The 18,184-nt window shown below is 57.9% G+C and carries 13 protein-coding genes; 6 read left to right on the top strand and 7 right to left on the bottom strand.

Going from position 1 to position 18,184, the window contains the following annotated elements:
* Positions 1-5: 5 nt before the first annotated feature.
* From FHS27_RS02565 to FHS27_RS02555, 3 genes are all read right to left on the bottom strand, one after another.
* Complete coding sequence (locus tag FHS27_RS02565) at positions 6-1,211, bottom strand: Na/Pi symporter (protein WP_246419030.1); 1,206 nt, start codon at positions 1,209-1,211, stop codon at positions 6-8.
* A gap of 530 nt (positions 1,212-1,741) precedes the next feature.
* Entirely contained in the window at positions 1,742-2,122 is a 381-nt protein-coding gene (locus FHS27_RS02560; RefSeq protein ID WP_184301366.1) for a low molecular weight protein tyrosine phosphatase family protein, read from the bottom strand.
* Positions 2,119-2,682, bottom strand: coding sequence for a 3'-5' exonuclease (locus tag FHS27_RS02555; RefSeq protein WP_184301363.1), 564 nt, complete (start codon positions 2,680-2,682; stop codon positions 2,119-2,121). The genes FHS27_RS02560 and FHS27_RS02555 overlap by 4 nt, the downstream gene beginning before the upstream one ends.
* A 282-nt stretch (positions 2,683-2,964) precedes the next feature.
* Here FHS27_RS02555 and FHS27_RS02550 point away from each other — a divergent pair, with 282 nt between their 5' ends.
* The 3 genes from FHS27_RS02550 to FHS27_RS02540 are packed head-to-tail and all read left to right on the top strand — an operon-like array spanning position 2,965 to position 5,764.
* The gene (locus FHS27_RS02550; RefSeq protein ID WP_184301360.1) at positions 2,965-4,212 is read left to right on the top strand and encodes an ABC transporter substrate-binding protein; all 1,248 of its coding nucleotides are present in this window, start codon (positions 2,965-2,967) and stop codon (positions 4,210-4,212) included.
* Complete coding sequence (locus FHS27_RS02545; protein ID WP_184301357.1) at positions 4,212-4,985, top strand: ABC transporter permease; 774 nt, start codon at positions 4,212-4,214, stop codon at positions 4,983-4,985. The genes FHS27_RS02550 and FHS27_RS02545 overlap by 1 nt, the downstream gene beginning before the upstream one ends.
* Positions 4,982-5,764 carry an ABC transporter ATP-binding protein gene (locus tag FHS27_RS02540; RefSeq protein WP_184301354.1) on the top strand — a complete coding sequence of 261 codons (783 nt, stop codon included), beginning with the start codon at positions 4,982-4,984 and terminating at the stop codon, positions 5,762-5,764. The genes FHS27_RS02545 and FHS27_RS02540 overlap by 4 nt, the downstream gene beginning before the upstream one ends.
* 54 nt (positions 5,765-5,818) lie before the next feature.
* On the opposite strand, the gene FHS27_RS02535 is transcribed toward FHS27_RS02540, so the two are convergent.
* The 3 genes from FHS27_RS02535 to acs are packed head-to-tail and all read right to left on the bottom strand — an operon-like array spanning position 5,819 to position 10,890.
* Positions 5,819-6,730 (bottom strand): EamA family transporter, encoded by a 912-nt coding sequence (locus FHS27_RS02535; RefSeq protein WP_184301351.1) that lies wholly within the window; start codon positions 6,728-6,730, stop codon positions 5,819-5,821.
* A gap of 6 nt (positions 6,731-6,736) precedes the next feature.
* On the bottom strand, positions 6,737-8,917 hold the full coding sequence (locus FHS27_RS02530; protein ID WP_184301348.1) for a serine/threonine-protein kinase: 2,181 nt from the start codon (positions 8,915-8,917) through the stop codon (positions 6,737-6,739).
* Positions 8,917-10,890: an acetate--CoA ligase gene (acs, locus tag FHS27_RS02525; RefSeq protein WP_184301346.1), complete on the bottom strand. Its 1,974-nt coding sequence runs from the start codon at positions 10,888-10,890 to the stop codon at positions 8,917-8,919. Before acs ends, FHS27_RS02530 begins: the two co-directional genes overlap by 1 nt.
* A 188-nt stretch (positions 10,891-11,078) precedes the next feature.
* On the opposite strand from acs, the gene FHS27_RS02520 reads away from it, so the two are divergent.
* Genes FHS27_RS02520 through FHS27_RS02510 form a run of 3 tightly spaced genes read left to right on the top strand, consistent with a single transcriptional unit; the run spans position 11,079 to position 17,396 of the window.
* Positions 11,079-11,921 carry a CerR family C-terminal domain-containing protein gene (locus FHS27_RS02520; RefSeq protein ID WP_184301344.1) on the top strand — a complete coding sequence of 281 codons (843 nt, stop codon included), beginning with the start codon at positions 11,079-11,081 and terminating at the stop codon, positions 11,919-11,921.
* A gap of 49 nt (positions 11,922-11,970) precedes the next feature.
* Positions 11,971-14,154, top strand: a complete 2,184-nt coding sequence (locus FHS27_RS02515; protein ID WP_184301342.1) for an efflux RND transporter periplasmic adaptor subunit — start codon at positions 11,971-11,973, stop codon at positions 14,152-14,154.
* Positions 14,151-17,396 carry an efflux RND transporter permease subunit gene (locus FHS27_RS02510; protein WP_184301341.1) on the top strand — a complete coding sequence of 1,082 codons (3,246 nt, stop codon included), beginning with the start codon at positions 14,151-14,153 and terminating at the stop codon, positions 17,394-17,396. Before FHS27_RS02515 ends, FHS27_RS02510 begins: the two co-directional genes overlap by 4 nt.
* Here the strand turns inward: FHS27_RS02510 and FHS27_RS02505 are convergent.
* Positions 17,373-18,119, bottom strand: a complete 747-nt coding sequence (locus FHS27_RS02505) for a pyridoxine 5'-phosphate synthase (protein ID WP_184301339.1) — start codon at positions 18,117-18,119, stop codon at positions 17,373-17,375. The genes FHS27_RS02510 and FHS27_RS02505 overlap by 24 nt on opposite strands.
* Positions 18,120-18,184: the final 65 nt, after the last annotated feature.

Here is an 18,184-nt window from a genome sequence, read left to right as displayed (position 1 = left end):
TTGCCTTATACGAGACTGGAAATGCCGAGGCAGATTCCCGGGATGACAAAGAAGACGCCCAGGATGTACGCCAGGGCGACGAATTTGTTTTCGGCCGCCGTGGCTCCGAGCCACTGGGCCGCCCGCACGGGTGCGAACCGTAGGAAGGGGATACCATAAATGACTAACACGCCGAGAACGTTGTATGTCAGGTGGATGAACGCGATTTGTAACGCCGCGTTCGCGTTGCCCTCGACCGCCGTCGCCGCGAGCAACGCGGTGATGCACGTTCCGATGTTGGCCCCGAGTGTGAAGGGGTAAATCTGTTTCAACCCGAACGCACCCGAACCGGCTAACGGAACCATCAGCGATGTCGTGGTCGATGATGATTGAACAAACACGGTGACAATCGTGCCTGAAATGATTCCCGAGATCGGTCCCTTTCCGATCGCGGAGTGCATGATCTCTTTCGCCTTGCCCACCATCAAATGTTTGAGCAGTTTTCCGACGTAGTGAATTGTCATGAAGATCAGGAACACGCCACCAATGATCAGCAGTGTTCCGCCGACGGCATCACCTAGATCCAGTGCGTAGTGTTTAGCCGTGCCGACGACAGGAGCGGTCGCTGCTTTGACAAAGTTCATGCTGCCCATCGAGGCGTTCTCGACGACGAAAAGGCCCGCCAGTGCGCCGCCGATTTTTTCCAGGAACCCGAATGCCATCTCGAGCGGCAAGAAAATCACGACAGACAATAAGTTGAAGAAGTCGTGAACCGTGGCCGCCGAAAACGCTCGCGCGAACTCTTTCTTTTCGCGAACGTGTCCGAGCGAAACGATCGTGTTGGTGATCGAGGTGCCGATGTTGGCTCCCATCACCATGGGGACGGCAACCGAAACGGGCAGGCCGCCAGCGACCAAGCCAACAATGATTGAAGTCACCGTTGACGACGATTGGATCAGAGCAGTCGCAACGGTTCCGACGACGAGGCCGGCAAACGGGTTCGTTGCGAAGGCGAACATTTCCTTGGCTTCGTCGCCCGTGGCCGCTTTGAATCCCGAGCCGATCAGTCCGACTGCGCAGACGAGGAAATAAACCAGGATCGAGACTGCGATCCACTGCAGCACGTTTGACTTCGACGTGGATGCGTGCAGCGTGTCAGGTGCTGGGTCGAGCAGCGATTCGTTGTCGATGGCGGTTCCGTCAAAACTCGTTGCCGGGGTGGCGTCACTCATGAGTCTCTCGATTGGTACTGTGCGAGGAGAAGGGGGCAACGGTTGTGGGGCGTTGCGAGTCGAGATTCCATTCGGAGGGCGTTTCGTCAGCGGCATGGTGCCGCAATCGAAGCGGTCGTGACGGAGCGGTAACGCTAACTGATTCGCGGTTGCCAATCCGCATGAGGGTGCATTGGGGGGATCTGAAGAGGACGGTCGGTCGGGGCGAAATGCCCTCGACCGAGGGCCGTAGCTTGAGCAAAGTCAGCCGATTTGCCTAGTCGCGGGGACGCTGATTCACGGAATCTTAACGTGTGGCGATGGGTAACGCACATGCTAACGTCGTGGCCGTTTGAATTGGCCGTGCCGATACACCCCGACCCTGACTTTTGCTGCGGTCCTGAGGCCGGAAAACACAGGGAAATCGGCTCGTTCAACGCCCTCAGGGCCGCAAGGGGGGCGACAATTTAATCCCCTGAAATCGAGGCTGTTTCAACGCGGGCTGTGATCGCGGGACAGATTGTCGCGGGGCGGACTGGCGTCGTTTGCGTTTATTGTCGCCCGCGGCGGAGTTGTTCGCGGCGGAGTTGTTCTTGGTGCACTGCGTCGAGGTGAGGTTCGGTCGCGGATCGGATCAGTTCGACCAACTCGGGATCCATCGGTTGGTATTCGTCGGGGATGTCGAGCACGTGCAACGGAGTATGCCGCGAAGGATCGGGGAAGTCGGCCAGGATCCGACGGCGGTGCTTGTCCTCCATCACGAGGATCAGGTCAGACCATCGAATGTCATCGGCATTGATCGTTCGTTTTGCATTTCTCGCCGTGCCGCGTGAGCGAACGCTGACTCGAGCATCGTTGCGGTAGATCTGTTCTGCCGTTGGGCTGCGCCACTGATTGCGACTGCAGACGAACAAGAGATGAATGCGGTTCATGAGAGAGGCGATCGAGAGTTCTGCAGCAACTGGCCGAGCACGCCCGCGATGTTCCACGCGTCGTCGTCACCGCGATGATGAGTGCCTTCCATTTCAATGCCTATCTTCTGACACGCGGTGTCGAGGCCGACTTCGTGAGGGAGTCCCATCGTGACGGCGAACCATGACTTGACGTTTAAGTGAGTTGGGCTGAACGGGTAACCGACGTCGGCGGTGTGGCAGCAGCGTTCGAATTGTCTTCGGTCGTAGTCACCCCAACTCGCCCAGGCACGGTCTTTGGATTCGAATTCTTTCTTCAGTCGTCTGACCGCATCGGCGAGTGCGCCGGCGCCAGCAAACATGTCGGGCGTGAGTGTGGTCAGTTCGGTGCAGAAGCCACTGATCGATGAGAGTTTCGGCGCGACCAGGATACTGTGCTTGCTGGAGCGTGACAGCGATGCAACGTCGAGTGGGCAAAGACCGATTTCGATGATCTCGCTGGTCTCTCCCGCCGGCGGTGGTCCGTCCCAGCAAGTCGACTCAACGTCGATGACAAGAATTTGATCAAGTTTGCGGGCCATGGTGATCTCGGTGGAATGGCGGGTTTAGTGAAGTCGCGTTGCGGACGGGGCGCGATTCAACGGCAATGGTAGGTAACGTATGACTTCATTTGGGAGGATTGATGGGTGCGATGGGTTCATGCGATTGCTTGATTTCTCCGTGATAGCTATGTTCGGGGATGCGATCCAGGATGGCCGCGGGGGGGGGAAGAGAATGATCCAGTTTCTGCGGTCTGCTCTGCGGTCTGCTCAGTCCGCGGCATCGGGCTTTCCGCTGTGACGCTTTCTTGCGTAGCGGCGACGATGTCCGCAAAACGTGGAATCCCTCGCCAACCCCAGCACCTCTCTTATACCGAAGCGACGATGGCACATCTCGGCAAACTCCTGATTGCTTTGGCGACGGTGTCTCTGCTTCACGCCCATTTTAACCTTCGTTTGTTCGACGGCGTTCAAAGCGGTTCGCAAGCAGATGGTTCGGATGTGCGCAAGTCGTTGCGGGTCGGGCATCTGCCCGTGACGTGTCATTTGACGTGCCCGGTCACGAGTTGGGTGAGCAAACATTCGGAGGACCACTCGGAGTTTGTCTCATGGCGATACACGAGTTGGCCGGCGATGACCGAAGACATTGACGCGGGAAACCTCGACGCGGCCTTCATTCTCGCGCCTCTGGCGATGGTGATGCAGCGACAGGGGACGCCGGTAAAGATCGTGCATTTGGGCCACCGTGATGGAACGGCGATCGTCGTGAAGGAGGACTCTCCTTACAAAACATTTGAGGACTTGCGAGGGAAACGAATTGCGATTCCGCATCGCTATTCGAATCAACGAATTCTGATCGAGAAATTGAAAGATGAATTCCATTTCTCGAACGCTGAAATCACCTTGATCGACTACCCGCCACCGGAGATGCCAGCGGGATTAAAGTCCGGACAATTTGAAGCGTACATCGTTGGAGAACCGTTTGCGGCGAAGGCAGAAGTCGATGGATTCGGGCGTGTGCTGTACTTCACCAAAGACATCTGGCCCAACTTTATCTCGTGCGTGTTGGTCGTGACCGAGCGTTTGATCGACCGAGATCCGGAGATCGTTCGCGAGTTGGTCCAAGGCATCTCGGCGTCGGGTAAATGGATCGACGAAGGGGATGATCGTTTGATGGCGGGATTGGCCGCCGAAGGTGACGCGAGTTCGAAGGACGCTGATGCGACGATTGTGCCCGATGGCTTTGGGCGTTCGCCCCGCATGCAGGCCGCGTTGATTGCGTCTCGACAAGAGTACTACAACCAAGACCCTGAGTTGTTGAAGTTCGTTTTGACGCGGCCGCTCGACCGAGTCAGTTACAGCAGCCTCGATCTGGCCGAGCAAGATTTCGCGGAAATTCAAGACTACGCCGAACGGCTGGGCTTTTTCAGTTTCCGCCCCGTGACCAAAGACGATCCGTTCGGTTTCGACGATTATTGTGACCCGTCGTTTGAAAAGTCCGGCACGTGGGATTTGCCTGTCGGAGATTTACCCGTCTCGGATTTGCCCGTCGGGGATGAGGCACAGGATTGATGCACGGACGCAAAATACTGCTCGGGTTGATCGGAATCGGAATCTTCCTCTTGGTTTGGCATTTGGTGACGCTCGGCAACGGTCGAACGGATGTGCCGGGGCCTTGGTTAACGTTGACCGGATTGATCGAGCTGGCCACCGGCGGGCTGTTGTGGCGTTACATCATCGCGTCGGTCTTTCGCGTCATGTGGGGATTCACTCTCGCGGTTGTTGTGGGCGTTCCGGTCGGATTGGCGATCGGTTGGTCGCGATGGTTTCGCGAATTGGTTAATCCGTTGGTCCAAGGTCTACGTCCGATCTCACCGATCGCCTGGTTGCCAATCGCGGTGCTGGTGTTTGGCGGCGTGACGTGGTGGGAACCGAGTGATCTGTCGGCGATCTTTCTCATTTTCCTGGCGTCGATCTTTCCGATCATCACGGCGGCGACATCGGCGGTGGAGGGCATCGATGTTAAGTATCTTCGCGTGGCCACCAATTTTGAGGTGAGCGGATTTACGGTTCTTTTCCAAGTCATCCTTCCTGCGGCGATGCCTCAAATATTGACCGGGTTGCGGTTGGCACTCGGGATCGCCTGGGTGGTTTTGGTCGCCGCGGAAATGTTGGGCGTGCAGTCGGGATTGGGTTTTCAGATCAACGATTCACGAAACAACCTTCGATACGATTTGGTGGTCGCTGCGATGGTCGTGATTTCAATCATCGGGATGTTTTTGGACGGCGTCATGGCTCGGATTGAAAACACTGCCCTTTCACGTCGAGGGACCGCAAAGCGATGATTGTCGAAACACCCAAGATCGAATTCCGCGACATCGAGTTGTGCTTTACCGCTGAAGACGGGGCCAAGGTCCAAGTGCTCGACTCGGTTAATCTGAATGTGCGAGAGGGCGAGTTCGTCTGCATCGTCGGTCCATCGGGTTGCGGTAAGTCGACATTGTTGAATATCGCGTGCGGGTTTCTAAAACCTTCTCGGGGGCAGGTTTTGATTGACGAGGTGCCCGTCGATCAGCCGAACCGGCGGCGTGTTTTTATCTTTCAAGACAACTCGGTGTTTCCGTGGTTGACGGTTTCGCAAAACATCGGATTCGGGCTCGCTGACCAATCACCGCAAGAGAAAGACGAGATCATTCGGCGTTACGTGGAAATGATCGGTCTGACGGGGTTTGAGCACGCGTATCCTCGCGAGTTGTCCGGTGGCATGAAGCAGCGAGTTGAGATCGCTCGTGCACTCGCGTCGGGACCCGATGTCTTGTTTATGGACGAACCTCTCGGTGCACTCGATTGGTTGACGCGATTGAAGATGCGAGCCGATCTGGTCGAGATCTGGCGTCAAGAAAAGAAGACGATCTTGTTTGTGACGCACGACGTGGAAGAATCGGTTCAGTTGGCCGACCGTGTCGTGGTGCTGAGTGATCGTCCCGCGCAAATCCGCGCCGTCGTGGATGTGGACCTGCCGCGACCTCGAAACCTCGATGACCCCGAGTATCTTCGCATTCGCGACGAGATTTTTGAACTGATGGGGCTCGACCATCACGGCATCGAGGCGGCCAAGGTGTAACGGTTCGTCTGGATCGGGAATCCGCGAGGCAGCGGATGGATTTCGCTGATCCGGCTACAACATCAGCAGAATAATGCCGGTGAGGATGCCGAGAACGCAGGCGGCTTTTCGTTTGAGATTGATTTCGCCCGACATGCGGCTGCCGAAAATTAACGCGACGACAACGCTGGCTCGACGCAGAGGAGAGACGATGGAGATGAGTGCATCGGGATCAGCCAATGCGGAGAAGTACGCCATGTCGGCGGCCAGCAAAAGTGGGCTGATCCAGACGATCGACGCTCGCATTTCGAACTGGACGATTTTAGCCGGATCGTCTCTTTTTTGTTCGAGGTACCATCGCACGGCGAGCGGGGTCATCACCGGCACGAGGTAAACGCTAAACCATGCCTGGACGGTGGCGGGGCTGAATCCGAACTCTTGCAGTAACAGTTTGTCGTAAATTGCACTGAACGCACCGAGGATCGTTGCCGCAATCATCCACCAAACGGCGCGATCGGTTCGAAATCGGATTCCTTCTTTGGCGCCGACCAACGACAACGCCCAGAACGAACCGAGCACGATGGCAATTCCGAGCCACTGCAGCGGCGCGGGCCGTTCAGCCAAAAACACGATCGCGATGAAGAGCGTCCACAGCGGGCTAGTCGCGCGGATCGGGGCGGCGATCGAAAGAGGGAGGACCTTGAGCGAGTAAAACGCGAGCACCCAGGAGGCACCGACGAGCAGCGACTTGCCCGCCAACGCGAGGTGTCCTTTGCCGCTGATTGATTCCACCACCAGTAATTTTGGAACGGCGATGGATGGCAGGAAAGTCTGCACGAGCAGCATCACCGTCCAGATCGCTGCACTGACGCTGACACTGACCAGCAGCACCATCGGGACCGCGTTGCCACGCACGGAGACTTTCTTGGCGACGTCGTAGAGCCCCAGCATCAATGCTGAAACGAGCGTCAGGATCATCCATGACATGTGTGGCTACGGTGCGGAATTGAGTGGATGGTCGGCGAGGGTAGGGTTCTTGGTCTCGACCGGCGTGCGTTGGCGATTGGCTTCGAAGACGGTTTCCCACCAAAGGGCCGAGTCGGCTTGCGTCCAACGTCCTGATTCGGGGAGTGCGTCGAGGCGGGTAACGAGTTCATTGACGGACGCAGGACGCGAATCGGATTGCAGGGAGAGGCACTCCATGATCAGGTTTTGCAGCCCATCGGGCAAGACGCGTCCCAGCCGTGTTTCAGGGCGGACGGGGGCGCGTTCGAGTTGTTTCAAACACAAATCGATTGCGGAGTCTCCGTCGTAAGTGGTTTGCCCGGTGAGCAGGGCGTATCCCACCGCGCCGATCGAATATAGGTCACCGGACATGCTCGCGGCGGTCGGGTCGCGGATCGTTTCGGGCGCCATGTAGAGTGGGGTGCCGGTGATCGAATCGCTCCGCGTCATCGTCAGTGCCACGGTGTCGTCGACGCGTCCGAGGTCCTTTACGAGGCCGAAGTCGAGCACTTTGATAAAGTCCCACGAGTTCGTTTGGGCACTCAATAGGATGTTGGCGGGTTTGATGTCGCGGTGGATCAGACCGGCGTCATGTGCCTCGGCGATCGATCCGCAGATTTGCAGCAACAGATGGATCACGCGGGTCGGGTCTTGGGGGCCATAGAAATCGATGAGCTGTTGCAGCGAGATCCCATCGATGTATTCCATCACGTAATAGAAAACGCTATCGGTATCGTGTGTCCCTTCTTCGATGTTGTGATGGAACAACCGGTGGGCTTGGCCGTAGTCGTAAATCGCGATGGTGTTGGGATGACGGAGCGTGGACGTCAATTGAACTTCGCGGCGGAAGCGTTCGATCGATTGTCGCGACAGGTCTTCGCCTTCGAGCACCTTGATCGCAACGTCGCGGCGAAGGTATTGGTGGCGACCGCGATAGACCGAACCCATCCCACCGGCGCCCAGCAACTCGGTTAATTCGTATTGTCCCAAGCGGCGGCGTCCGCGGTCGCGATCCTGCAAACGTTCTTGCAGGCGGGCCGACCACAGTGCCAGTCCTGCCACGCAGAGGCCCGCGAGTGTCAGTAAACCGAACAATCCTACGATCACTCGGCGGAGAATATTGACGGGCGCGAAGGCTTCGTCCGCGTCGATCTCCATCGCCATCCCGAGATTGAACTCAGGCAGCCATTGCCACGCGCCGACAACGCGAACACCTCGGTAGTCGTTGTACCCATCGGTGTTGACGCCTGCGGATCCTCGTGTGGCTTGGTCGGCCATCTGTGTGAGTGGGCGACGAGCGAGTTCGTCAGCGGTGATTTCTTCGGGGGATTCGAGAAACCGGCCGGGATCGCGGATCAGGATCGGTTGCCAGGCCGTTGGTTCTTCGTCGGTTTCCAAAGCCGAAAACGGAAGGCGCGAGCCGAAACGGCTGCGGGTCAACATGCGAGCCTGCCGGTCAAACACGTAGGTTGCATCGGTTGGGGTGATCGACATTCGGGCGCTGAGATAGCGGCGAGGGTCGATGAGCCATCCGAACGCGCCGAGCAGTTGGTTCTCCTCCGTCAAAGGGGACAGGACAGACATTGTCGGGGTGTCTGATTGAAGAGGCGGCAAGACGAGAGTGGACTTGTTGCCCAGCAATTGCATGCGATTGTGATCGGTCCATTGGCTGAATGTACCGATGCGGGCCTCGTCATCGGACGCGACGACGCGTCCGGCGCCGTCCGTCAAAATCCAACCACCGGTGAGTGGGTGGCGCGTGATGAGCGATTTTTGGGGGCCGCGATTGGCGGTGTCGCTTTCTTCGTCGCCGTCGGTCGCGGCAGTGCCGCCGGTTCTCGTTACCTGTGGGTTTGGGGCCGGAGAATCTACCGTCAGTGATTCGACGAGTGAGGTGCGGATTGATGAGTTTGCGAGCAGTTGTTCCGCGTCGCGTTCGAGTTCAACAATGTGCAGCCGAACCCGGGCGACGTTGCCGACCAAAATGGATTGGATCGATCGGCCAGTCAGTCGGCGCATCGAGTGATCCAATTTCCGGGTCACCCAAATCATCGTGGTGAACATGACCACGAGGTAGGCTGCCGCGAACCACGACACCAATCGACGATTGGTGCCGGTTTGGATTCGCGATCTCAGAGTCTCGCTATCGTGTAAGCGACGCGACGGCATCAATCCTTCTCTTGCAGGCTCGCGATGGACGCGAGATCTTCGAGGGTGGACGTGTCGCCCGCCAATTCGCGTCCGGCGGCAACGTCACGCAACAACCGGCGCATGATTTTGCCGCTGCGTGTCTTCGGAAGAGCCGAAGTGAAGCGGATGTCATCGGGTTGGGCTAACGCACCGATTTGTTTCCTCACGTGCTGTTTGAGTTCTTTGAGGAATTCGTCGTTGACTTCGCGGTTGGTCGTCGTGACGAATGCCGCAATGGCTTGGCCTTTGAGATCGTCGGGGCGGCCGACAACGGCGGCTTCGCAAACGTCGGGGTGAGAGACCAACGCGCTTTCGACTTCGATCGTGCTGAGTCGGTGACCGGAAACGTTGATCACGTCGTCGATCCGGCCCATGATCCAGTAGTACCCGTCGCTGTCGCGTCGCGCGTTATCGCCGGTGAGGTATTGTCCCGGCACGTCGCTGAAGTATTGATCGACGAAACGTTTGGGATCACCCCAGATGCCACGCAACATGCCGGGCCATGGCTGCGAAATGCAGAGTTTGCCGCCGTGTTCGCTGTCGACTTCGTTTCCGATTTCGTCAACGATTTTCGGAATGACTCCGGGCAACGGTTTGGTACATGACCCGGGCTTGGTTGGCGTGATGCCGGGGAGGGGGCTCATCATGATTCCGCCGGTTTCGGTTTGCCACCACGTGTCGACGATCGGGCATTTGCCGCCGCCGATCTTTTCGTGGTACCACATCCAGGCTTCCGGGTTGATGCCTTCGCCGACACTGCCGAGCAATCGCAGGCTAGACAGGTCATGTTTGTCGACGTGTTCGTCGCCCCATTTGATGAAGGCGCGTACCGCGGTCGGTGCGGTGTAAAGGATGGTGACTTTGTATTTCTCGACGAGATCCCAAAAACGGTCTTCGGCGGGATGATTGGGCGCGCCTTCGTACATCAAGCATGTCGCACCCGCCGTCATCGGGCCGTAGACAATGTAGGAGTGTCCCGTGATCCAACCGCAATCGGCCGTGCACCAGTAGATGTCGTCGTCGCGATGGTCGAACACCCATTCAAACGTGCGGCGAGCCCACAGGTTGTAGCCCGCGGTCGTGTGCAGAATGCCTTTGGGTTTACCGGTGCTGCCAGAGGTGTAAAGGATGAAAAGCGGCGTTTCGCTCTCGAGCGGGGTCGCGGGCAGGACGCCGGGTTGGGTGTCGACGACGTCGTGCCACCACACGTCACGGCCTTCGGTCATCGGAGTGTCGTCGCCACCGGTGCGGCGAAGGACGAGACACTTTTCCACGGTGGTGGATTTGTCGAGGGCTTCGTCAACGGTCTGTTTCAGCGGCAGGACTTTGCCCCGGCGATTCAGTCCGTCGGACGTGATCATCAGTTTGGCGGAGGCGTCATTGTTCCGGTCCGCGATCGATTCGGCACTGAATCCGGCGAAAATCACCGAGTGGATCGCACCGATGCGGGCACAGGCGAGCATCGCGATTGCCAGTTCCGGCGTCATCGGCATGTAGATGCTGACCACGTCACCGAGGCCGACGCCGAGTTGTTGGTAGGCTTCGGCGCATTTCGCGACTTCGGTTTGCAATTCTCGATAGCTGAGCGTTCGTTTGTCGCCGGGTTCACCCTCCCAGATGATCGCGGTTTTGTCGCCGCGGCCGGCTTCGACGTGGGCGTCGACGCAGTTGTAACAGGCGTTTGTTTTGCCTCCGACGAACCATTTTGCGTCAGGTGCCTCCCATTGGCAGACTTCACTGAACGGTTCGAACCAATGCAGGTGCTCGTTGGCCTGGTCGCGCCAGAAATCGTCCGGGGTGTCGCGGGCGGCCGCATAGAGTTGTTCGTACTGATCTTGCGTCGAAATTACAGCGTTTTTTGTGAACTCGGCAGATGGCGGGAACAGGCGGTCTTCGGTCAAAACGTGGTCAATCGAGCCACCTTGTGAAGCGTCGGCGGGAGTTGCGGACATCAGCAGTCTTGTTGCGAGGGGAGGCGGGTGGATGGGGAAGCCCACAGTCTAGCAGTTGTCGCGAAATCGATGGGGTGGGCAAAATAAAACAAATGTTTCAAACAGGTGTTTAACTTTTTCGAGCTTCCAGTCATGATGGGTGTGAAATCGCATTTTCGGGGTACTTTTTCTTCTCTTGAACGGCCTTCATGCCTCCTTCTCAACAAAATTTGTCGCAAGATCCGCTCGGTTCCGACGAATTGTCGAACGCGGACTCGGATGCCGGTGGTTCGCCCGTCGGCAAAACGCCCTTGGTCGCGGGGGACCCTTCGGCTCGATTGGTTGCCGCCGCGGGGCCCGTATTCGCTCGACGCGGGTTCGATCGGGCTCCCGTGCGTGAAATTGCCAAAGTTGCTGGGGTCAATATTGCTGCGGTCAATTATTATTTCGGCGACAAAATGGGGCTCTACCGCGCCGTGTTGGCGGGGATTCGGAATCGACGCCAGCGGGCGTTTCCGGCTCCTGTGGTGGGGGACGCTCCACCCGAAGAGACGCTCCGCAAGCTCGTTCGAACGTTGTTGTCGCGGATGCTGTCGAGCGACAGCACGGGATGGGAATCGATGCTCATGATGCGGGAGGTTCAGCAGCCGACGGCGGCGTTGAGCGAAGTCATTCAGGAATACTTTCGTCCGATTCATGACGCGCTCTGCCAGACGATCGAGCAATTGATTGCTCCGTTGGAGGCGGCGAAGTCGCAGCCAACCCGTTCCTGGCAGGAAAACGCTCTGGTCGCGCAAGTCGCACTTGGCGTTGTTGGTCAGTGCTTGCACTACCTCCTCGGCAAACAGGTGATCGAACAGCTCGTCCAGCCCGAAGTTCGTGCACGGCATTTCGACGTCGATTCGCTCTGCCGACACATCACGGCCACGACGCTGGCCGCATGCGGTCGATCGGACATCGTGCAGGTGCATCAGCAGATCGACCGTGACGCGAGCAATTCGACCGGAACAGAAGATCGATCGGTTCAGTCATCTCCGGGTCCCACGACCTAAGAACGAAACAAAATCGAAGCATTAGAAAACCAAAAGAAAATAGGCCGTCATGAGTATCGAATCGACTGAAGCAAAGTCCCCAGGTCCGACCGGGGATCCGTACGCGGGATCGGAGAAGAAATTGCCGCCCGATCCGAATCATTCTCCTCCATCGACCAATGGTGACTCATCCACCAACGGTGATTCGACCGCTCACGGTGATGCGGCGAGAGCACCGGGGCTCGGTGCGTCCGGTGGGGATTACGCCGGGGCGACTTTGCACGGCAGCGGTGAGGTGCCCGGCAATCCCGATTTGCCGGTCAAGCCACTCCGCAACTTGCCGAGGTGGTTGATTTACAACCTCGTCATTCCGGTCATTTTGTTATGTGCCGCGGCGGGAATCGTTTGGATGCTCGGGACGGTCGAGTCGGCGGCGCGACCGCCGATTGACGACACACCCGTCGGCCGATTGTTCGCCTTGCCTGCCGTCGACGTGGTCCCGGTTCGGTCGCTGGTCAGTACGGGCGAGAAATTGCATCTGAGTGCCGACGGAACCGTGGTTCCTTTTCGGGAAGTCATTCTGGCGACGGAAGTGGCGGGACAAATTGTCGAAAAATCGCCACTGTGTGAAACCGGCAAATACGTGACCAAGGGGGCGGTGTTGATGCGGATCGACCCCACCGACTATGAACTCGAAGTCAAACGGTTGCAGCGCCAGCGTCAGCAGGAATACGAGGCGCTCGGCGAAGTTGATCAGGAGATGGTTAACACGAAACGCTCGATGGAACTAGCGCGAGCTGATATTGAACTGCAACGACGCGAACTCAAACGACAAGAAGCGTTACCGAGTCAGTTTGCCAGTCAAGGCGAACTCGATCAGGCACGGCGAGCGTTGTTGTCGGCGCAGCAACAACTCGTTGTTTATCAGAACCAACTCGATCTCTCAGAAAAGAAACGAACCCGGTTGGAATCCGCTGAGCGATTGGCGGCGATGCAACTCGAAGCCGCTGAGAACAACCTTCGCCGCACCGAGATCAAGGCCCCGATCAGCGGAGTCGTGGTCAGTGAACAGGCGGAGTTAAATACATTTGTCGCTCGCGGGAGTCCGGTCGTCACGATCGAAGACACGTCGAAGGTCGAGGTGGCGGCAAAGCTGCGGACGGACCAGCTTTATTGGGTTCTCAATCAACGCAAAGCGGACGTTGCCGATGACACCGACGCTGCATTGACGGCGCCCCTGAACACTCAAGACCGCGGATACCGTTTGCCTCCGACGCCCGTCATCGTTCGCTATGTCGTGTCGGGCCGCGACGGTTTGATTTACCAGTGGACGGGCAATCTGATCGGCTATGACGGGATCGGATTGGATGAGCAAACGCGAACCGTTCCTGTACGGATCTTGGTCGACGATCCGCAAACCTTTCAAGTGATTCGTGACGGGAAGGTGACCAAGAAAATGAACGCCTCGGATGAAATCGCTGGACCGACGGCGTTAGTGCGAGGCATGTTCGTCAAGTTGCGGTTGGAGCTCGATCCGGCGGTGGAGTTGGTCGTCTTGCCTAGCGAGGCGCTCAAGCCGGGCAATCGTGTTTGGCAGTTTTTGCCTGACGCGAGCGTGCTGGATGTTTCCATCACGCCTGAGGGTGACGAGGCGGAAGGTGGCGATGCAGACAGAGGCGATGCAGACGAACCCGAACCGTCCGCCGCGCCTGAGCAGGCGACCGAACAGATCGCCGATGCGTCGAAGTCCGATGACGCATCGCCGGAAGAGTCTGAGGGCGGCAAAGATGAGCCAGCCGGACGATCCGAGACGGACCCGATGGCGGGCTTTGACCCGGCCGCGTGGGTGCCGGGCAATTTGGTCATCCGTCAAAATATCCGTCCGATTGATCTGTTCGTGACGGAGGAGGAATTCATTGCGAACGTTCCTGGCGATGATCTCGATTCGGAAGTTCAGGCAACGGGTCAGTCGTGGATTTGCGAAGTGTCTGGCGATGTGCTCGTTGATGGTTCGTTTGTCGTGGTGTCACCGGTCGGAAATTTGCGGACGGATGTCTTTCCCGTTCGTGCACCGGCGAGTGTCGTTGGTGAAGTGACCACGACCGCCGCGGAAGAGATCGCGGGGCTGCGTTTGACGGGACCCGAAGGCGTGTCGCCAAATCCAAAGTCAGCCCGCGTTCAATCGCGAAAGGTTGCCGTCAATGGCGAGCGGCAACGGAAGTCCGATTCCGCTGAGTCGGAGGTGAACCGATGAGACGAGCGATTTCATGGGCGATCCACAACGCGCCCGGAATGAATGTGGTGATGTTTGCGTTGGTGCTGATCGGCGCGGGCGCGTTCATGACGATGCGGCGTGAGGTGTTTCCCGAGTTTGAGTTGGAGGTCGTGATGATCTCGGTGCCCTATCCTGGCGCGACACCCCAGGATGCCGAGGAAGCGATCTGTCAAAAAATAGAAGAGGCGATTCGTTCGATCGACGGGATCAAAAAGGTCACCTCGATCGCACTGGAAGGGACCGGCTACGTTCTCGCAGAATTGCGGAGCGACGTCGACGACGTTCAAAAGGTGATGTCGGAGATCGACCGAGAAGTCGATCGGATTCCGAGTTTTCCGGACCTCGCCGAAGACGCGAGCGTGGAACAGATCACGTTTCGTGATACCGCAATTCGCGTCGGCGTGATCGGACCGGACGATCGCTCGCGTCGTGGTGAATTGGCGCTGCGTGAAGTGACCGAGCGTGTGCGTTCGGAGATGCTGCTGTTGCCGAGCGTTTCGGTGGCGGAATTGATGGGCACGCGTGACTATCAAATCGATGTTGAAATCCCCGAGGCGACTCTGCGCTCGTATGGGTTAACGCTCGATCAAGTCGCAGGCCTCATTCGGGCTCACAACGTGGAGTTGCCGGGCGGTCAGTTGAAATCGCAGGGGCAGGAAATTCTGCTGCGGGCGAAAAACAAAGGACGCGTCGGTCCCGAAATCGAAACGATCCCGTTGATCACCGAACCGGGAGGTGTGGTGTTGACGGTAGGTGACTTGGGCGTCGTTCGAGACGAGTTCGAAGACGTGACCGCGGTCGGTGAGATCAACGGCGAACCCGCGCTCGTTGTGAACGTGCAGCGCACCAAGAGCGAAGACTTGCTCGCGTTGGTCGACGATGTTCGTGGATATGCGGAAATTGCCGAATTGCCTCCGGGGTATCGATTGGTTTTGTGGGGCGACACAAGTGTCGACGTGCGTGACCGGATGGCGTTGTTGCTGCGCAACGGTGCCCAAGGTCTGGCGTTGGTCTTCTTGGTCTTAGCGTTTTTCCTCGAAGTCCGTTTGGCGTTCTGGGTGGCCCTTGGCATTCCCATTTCGATCATGGGTGCGGGAGCGGCGCTATCCTACGGTGATCAGACTCTTAACATGTTGTCGTTGTTTTCGTTCCTGATTGCGCTCGGGATCGTCGTCGATGATGCGATTGTGATCGGCGAGAATATCTACGCGCATCGTCAGATGGGCAAGACGTTGATGGACGCGGCGGTGGACGGGGCGACGGAAGTTTTGCCGAGTGTGACCGCATCGATCGCAACCACGGTGATCGCGTTCTCGCCGATGTTCTTTGTATCCGGGGTGATGGGCAAATTCATGGCGGTGATCCCTTTTGCGGTGATCGCGATGTTGATCATCTCGTTGTGGGAAAGCACGTTTGTGCTGCCGTGTCACTTGGCACATTCGCATGCCGGATTTTTCCGCTTTGCAGCCATCGTCACCTATCCGTTGCGGCCGTTCATGTTGTTGCTGTTGTGGATTAATTCTCACGCCAGTGACGCGATGGAATGGTTCGCAAAGAACATCTACGTTCCTACGTTGAGGTTCTGTTTGCGGAATCCGGTGTTGCCGATCGCGGTTGCGATTGGCATGTTGGTCGGAACGTTCGGCATGGTCCGTGGCGGTGTCGTCAAGAGCGTGCTGTTTCCGAAGACGGACAACAATTACCTGCAGGCGACGGTGGTGTTTCCCAATGGTACGCCCGCCGGCGCGACGGACATGGCGACTCGCAGGATGGAAGTCGCGCTGGCGAAAGTCAGCCGGCAATTCGCCGAAGAACGTGCTGCGAAGGAACGTCGTCCCATCGAGGCGATCTATCCTCCCGCGCAAGGCAGCTATGTCGGCCCGGTCCGTTTGGCCTACCGTGAAGTCGGTGCGATCGCGAACACTCAGGGGCCGATGGGCGGACAGAGCAGCAGTGGCAGTAACTCAGGGCAGATTTTTGCGGAACTGCACGGAACCGAAATCCGCGGTGTGCACAGCGATGAGTTGATCAATCGTTGGCGACGGGAGGTCGGTGAAGTCCCGGGGGTCGAGAAAATGACTTTCGGAAGTGTTGGCACGGGTCCGGGCGGTAAGCCGATCGAATTCAAGCTGCTGGCGTCGAGCGAACACATTGATGAGTTGCTCGAAGCGACCGAAACGATGAAGAAACGCGTCGAGAAGTTTGCCGGGGTGTATGACATCTCTGACGACAACACACCGGGTAAGTGGGAGTTTCAATTCCGCGTAAAAGACACCGCGTTGTCGACCGGCGTGACGCCCACCGATCTCGGTCAAACGGTCCGCAATACTTACTACGGGGCCGAGGTGATGCGTTTGCAACGTGGTCGGCACGAGGTCAAGTTGATGGTCCGGTACCCGAAGGAAGAACGCGCCTCGCTGGTGAACTTTCGAGAGATTCGCGTCAGCGATGGAAGCGGAACGATGCGGCCGATCGGCGAGCTAGCTGAAATCGATCTGCAACGCGGGTTTTCGGAAATCAACCGTGTGGATCAGCAACGCAGCATCACGATTTCGGCTGACCTTGATGAGACGACCGCGAACGCCGATGTCATCATCGGTGAGCTCAAACGCGATTATCTGCCCGAGTTTTCTGGCTTGTATCCCAACGTATCTATTCGGTGGGAAGGGCAGCAGGAGCAAAGCCGTGAATCGGTGGGCAGTCTGTTGATCGGGTTCATCGTCGCGATTGTTTGCATGTTCGTGTTGTTGGTGCTGCAGTTCCGTAGTTACGCACAACCGTTGTTGATTTTGGCGATCGTTCCTTTTGGAATGATCGGAGCCGTGTGGGGACACGCGGTGCTGAGTTTGCCTCTGACCCTTTTCAGTATGTTCGGGTTGGTGGCGTTGGCCGGAGTGGTTGTGAACGATTCGATCGTGTTGATCGACTTCATCAACTCACGTGTCCGTGCGGGCGAGCCACCGCTCGAGGCGTTGTTGCAATCCGGCGAGCGTCGATTCCGCCCGATCATGTTGACCAGTTTGACGACGATCGCGGGGCTGGTGCCGTTGTTAACGGAGAAGTCGTTCCAGGCTCAGTTGTTGATACCGATGGCGACGAGTCTCGCCTTCGGATTGATGGTGGCAACGGTTTTGGTGTTGCTGCTTATCCCGGTACTGTACCTGTTGTACCTCGTGGTGCTGCAATCGCTTGGAATCTCATTTGTTGAGATTGAGGAGTGATGCCGAATCGAGGAGTCGTCGCATCTCGGCGACGGCTTCTTTCATTCCCACCATCACGGCGCGGCTGACGATGCTGTGCCCGATATTGAGTTCACGCATGCCGTCGATCGCGGCAACGGGACGAACGTTGGCGTAGGTCAAACCGTGACCGGCGTGCAATCGCATGCCGTACTCGGTGATCTGTTTGCCAACGCTTCGCAGTCGTTCCAGTTCCGAGGCGGCTTGGTCTCGCGTGGCGATCGCGTAGGGGCCGGTGTGCAATTCCACCGCGTCGACACCGAGTTTAGCGGCGGCGTCGATTTGCCGAGGATCCGGGTCGAGGAACAGGCTCGTTTGAATTCCCGCGTCGGCGATTCGTTTGACCGCATCGCGAACACGCCCCTGATCCGATGCGACGTCGAGTCCGCCTTCGGTCGTGACTTCTTCGCGGCTCTCGGGGACGAGCAACGCCCAGTCCGGTTTCAGGCGACAGCAAATGCTGAGGACTTCATCGGCGCAGGCCAGTTCGAAATTCGTGCTGACGCGAACCGTCTGCATGAACAGTTCGACGTCACGGTCTTGGATATGGCGTCGGTCTTCGCGCAAGTGAAAGGTGATGCCGTCGGCGCCACCCTGTTCGGCCAGAGCGGCCGCGATGACCGGATCGGGCTCAGTCGTTCGCCGGGCCTGACGCACGGTCGCAACATGGTCAACATTAACGCCTAAGGAAATGAAAGACGACATGGGTTTGGGGAGAGGTTGCAGGGTGGGGAGGAGATGGGGAATGGGGAGCCAGCGAGTGAGCGGTG

Source organism: Aporhodopirellula rubra (genome assembly GCF_014192335.1).
Lineage (GTDB): Bacteria > Planctomycetota > Planctomycetia > Pirellulales > Pirellulaceae > Rhodopirellula > Rhodopirellula rubra.
Note: the sequence above shows the minus strand (reverse complement) of the source record. Positions and strands in the feature narration are given on the sequence as shown.

Excerpts from the sequence above, each read along its gene's own strand:
- FHS27_RS02520 (WP_184301344.1), top strand. The coding sequence starts at position 11,079 with ATGCCTCCTTCTCAACAAAATTTGTCGCAAGATCCGCTCGGTTCCGAC.
- FHS27_RS02555 (WP_184301363.1), bottom strand. The coding sequence starts at position 2,682 with ATGGCCCGCAAACTTGATCAAATTCTTGTCATCGACGTTGAGTCGACT.
- FHS27_RS02565 (WP_246419030.1), bottom strand. The coding sequence starts at position 1,211 with ATGAGTGACGCCACCCCGGCAACGAGTTTTGACGGAACCGCCATCGAC.
- FHS27_RS02510 (WP_184301341.1), top strand. The coding sequence starts at position 14,151 with ATGAGACGAGCGATTTCATGGGCGATCCACAACGCGCCCGGAATGAAT.
- FHS27_RS02550 (WP_184301360.1), top strand. The coding sequence starts at position 2,965 with ATGTCCGCAAAACGTGGAATCCCTCGCCAACCCCAGCACCTCTCTTAT.
- FHS27_RS02505 (WP_184301339.1), bottom strand. The coding sequence starts at position 18,119 with ATGTCGTCTTTCATTTCCTTAGGCGTTAATGTTGACCATGTTGCGACC.
- FHS27_RS02545 (WP_184301357.1), top strand. The coding sequence starts at position 4,212 with ATGCACGGACGCAAAATACTGCTCGGGTTGATCGGAATCGGAATCTTC.
- FHS27_RS02560 (WP_184301366.1), bottom strand. The coding sequence starts at position 2,122 with ATGAACCGCATTCATCTCTTGTTCGTCTGCAGTCGCAATCAGTGGCGC.
- FHS27_RS02540 (WP_184301354.1), top strand. The coding sequence starts at position 4,982 with ATGATTGTCGAAACACCCAAGATCGAATTCCGCGACATCGAGTTGTGC.
- FHS27_RS02515 (WP_184301342.1), top strand. The coding sequence starts at position 11,971 with ATGAGTATCGAATCGACTGAAGCAAAGTCCCCAGGTCCGACCGGGGAT.
- FHS27_RS02530 (WP_184301348.1), bottom strand. The coding sequence starts at position 8,917 with ATGCCGTCGCGTCGCTTACACGATAGCGAGACTCTGAGATCGCGAATC.
- acs (WP_184301346.1), bottom strand. The coding sequence starts at position 10,890 with ATGTCCGCAACTCCCGCCGACGCTTCACAAGGTGGCTCGATTGACCAC.
- FHS27_RS02535 (WP_184301351.1), bottom strand. The coding sequence starts at position 6,730 with ATGTCATGGATGATCCTGACGCTCGTTTCAGCATTGATGCTGGGGCTC.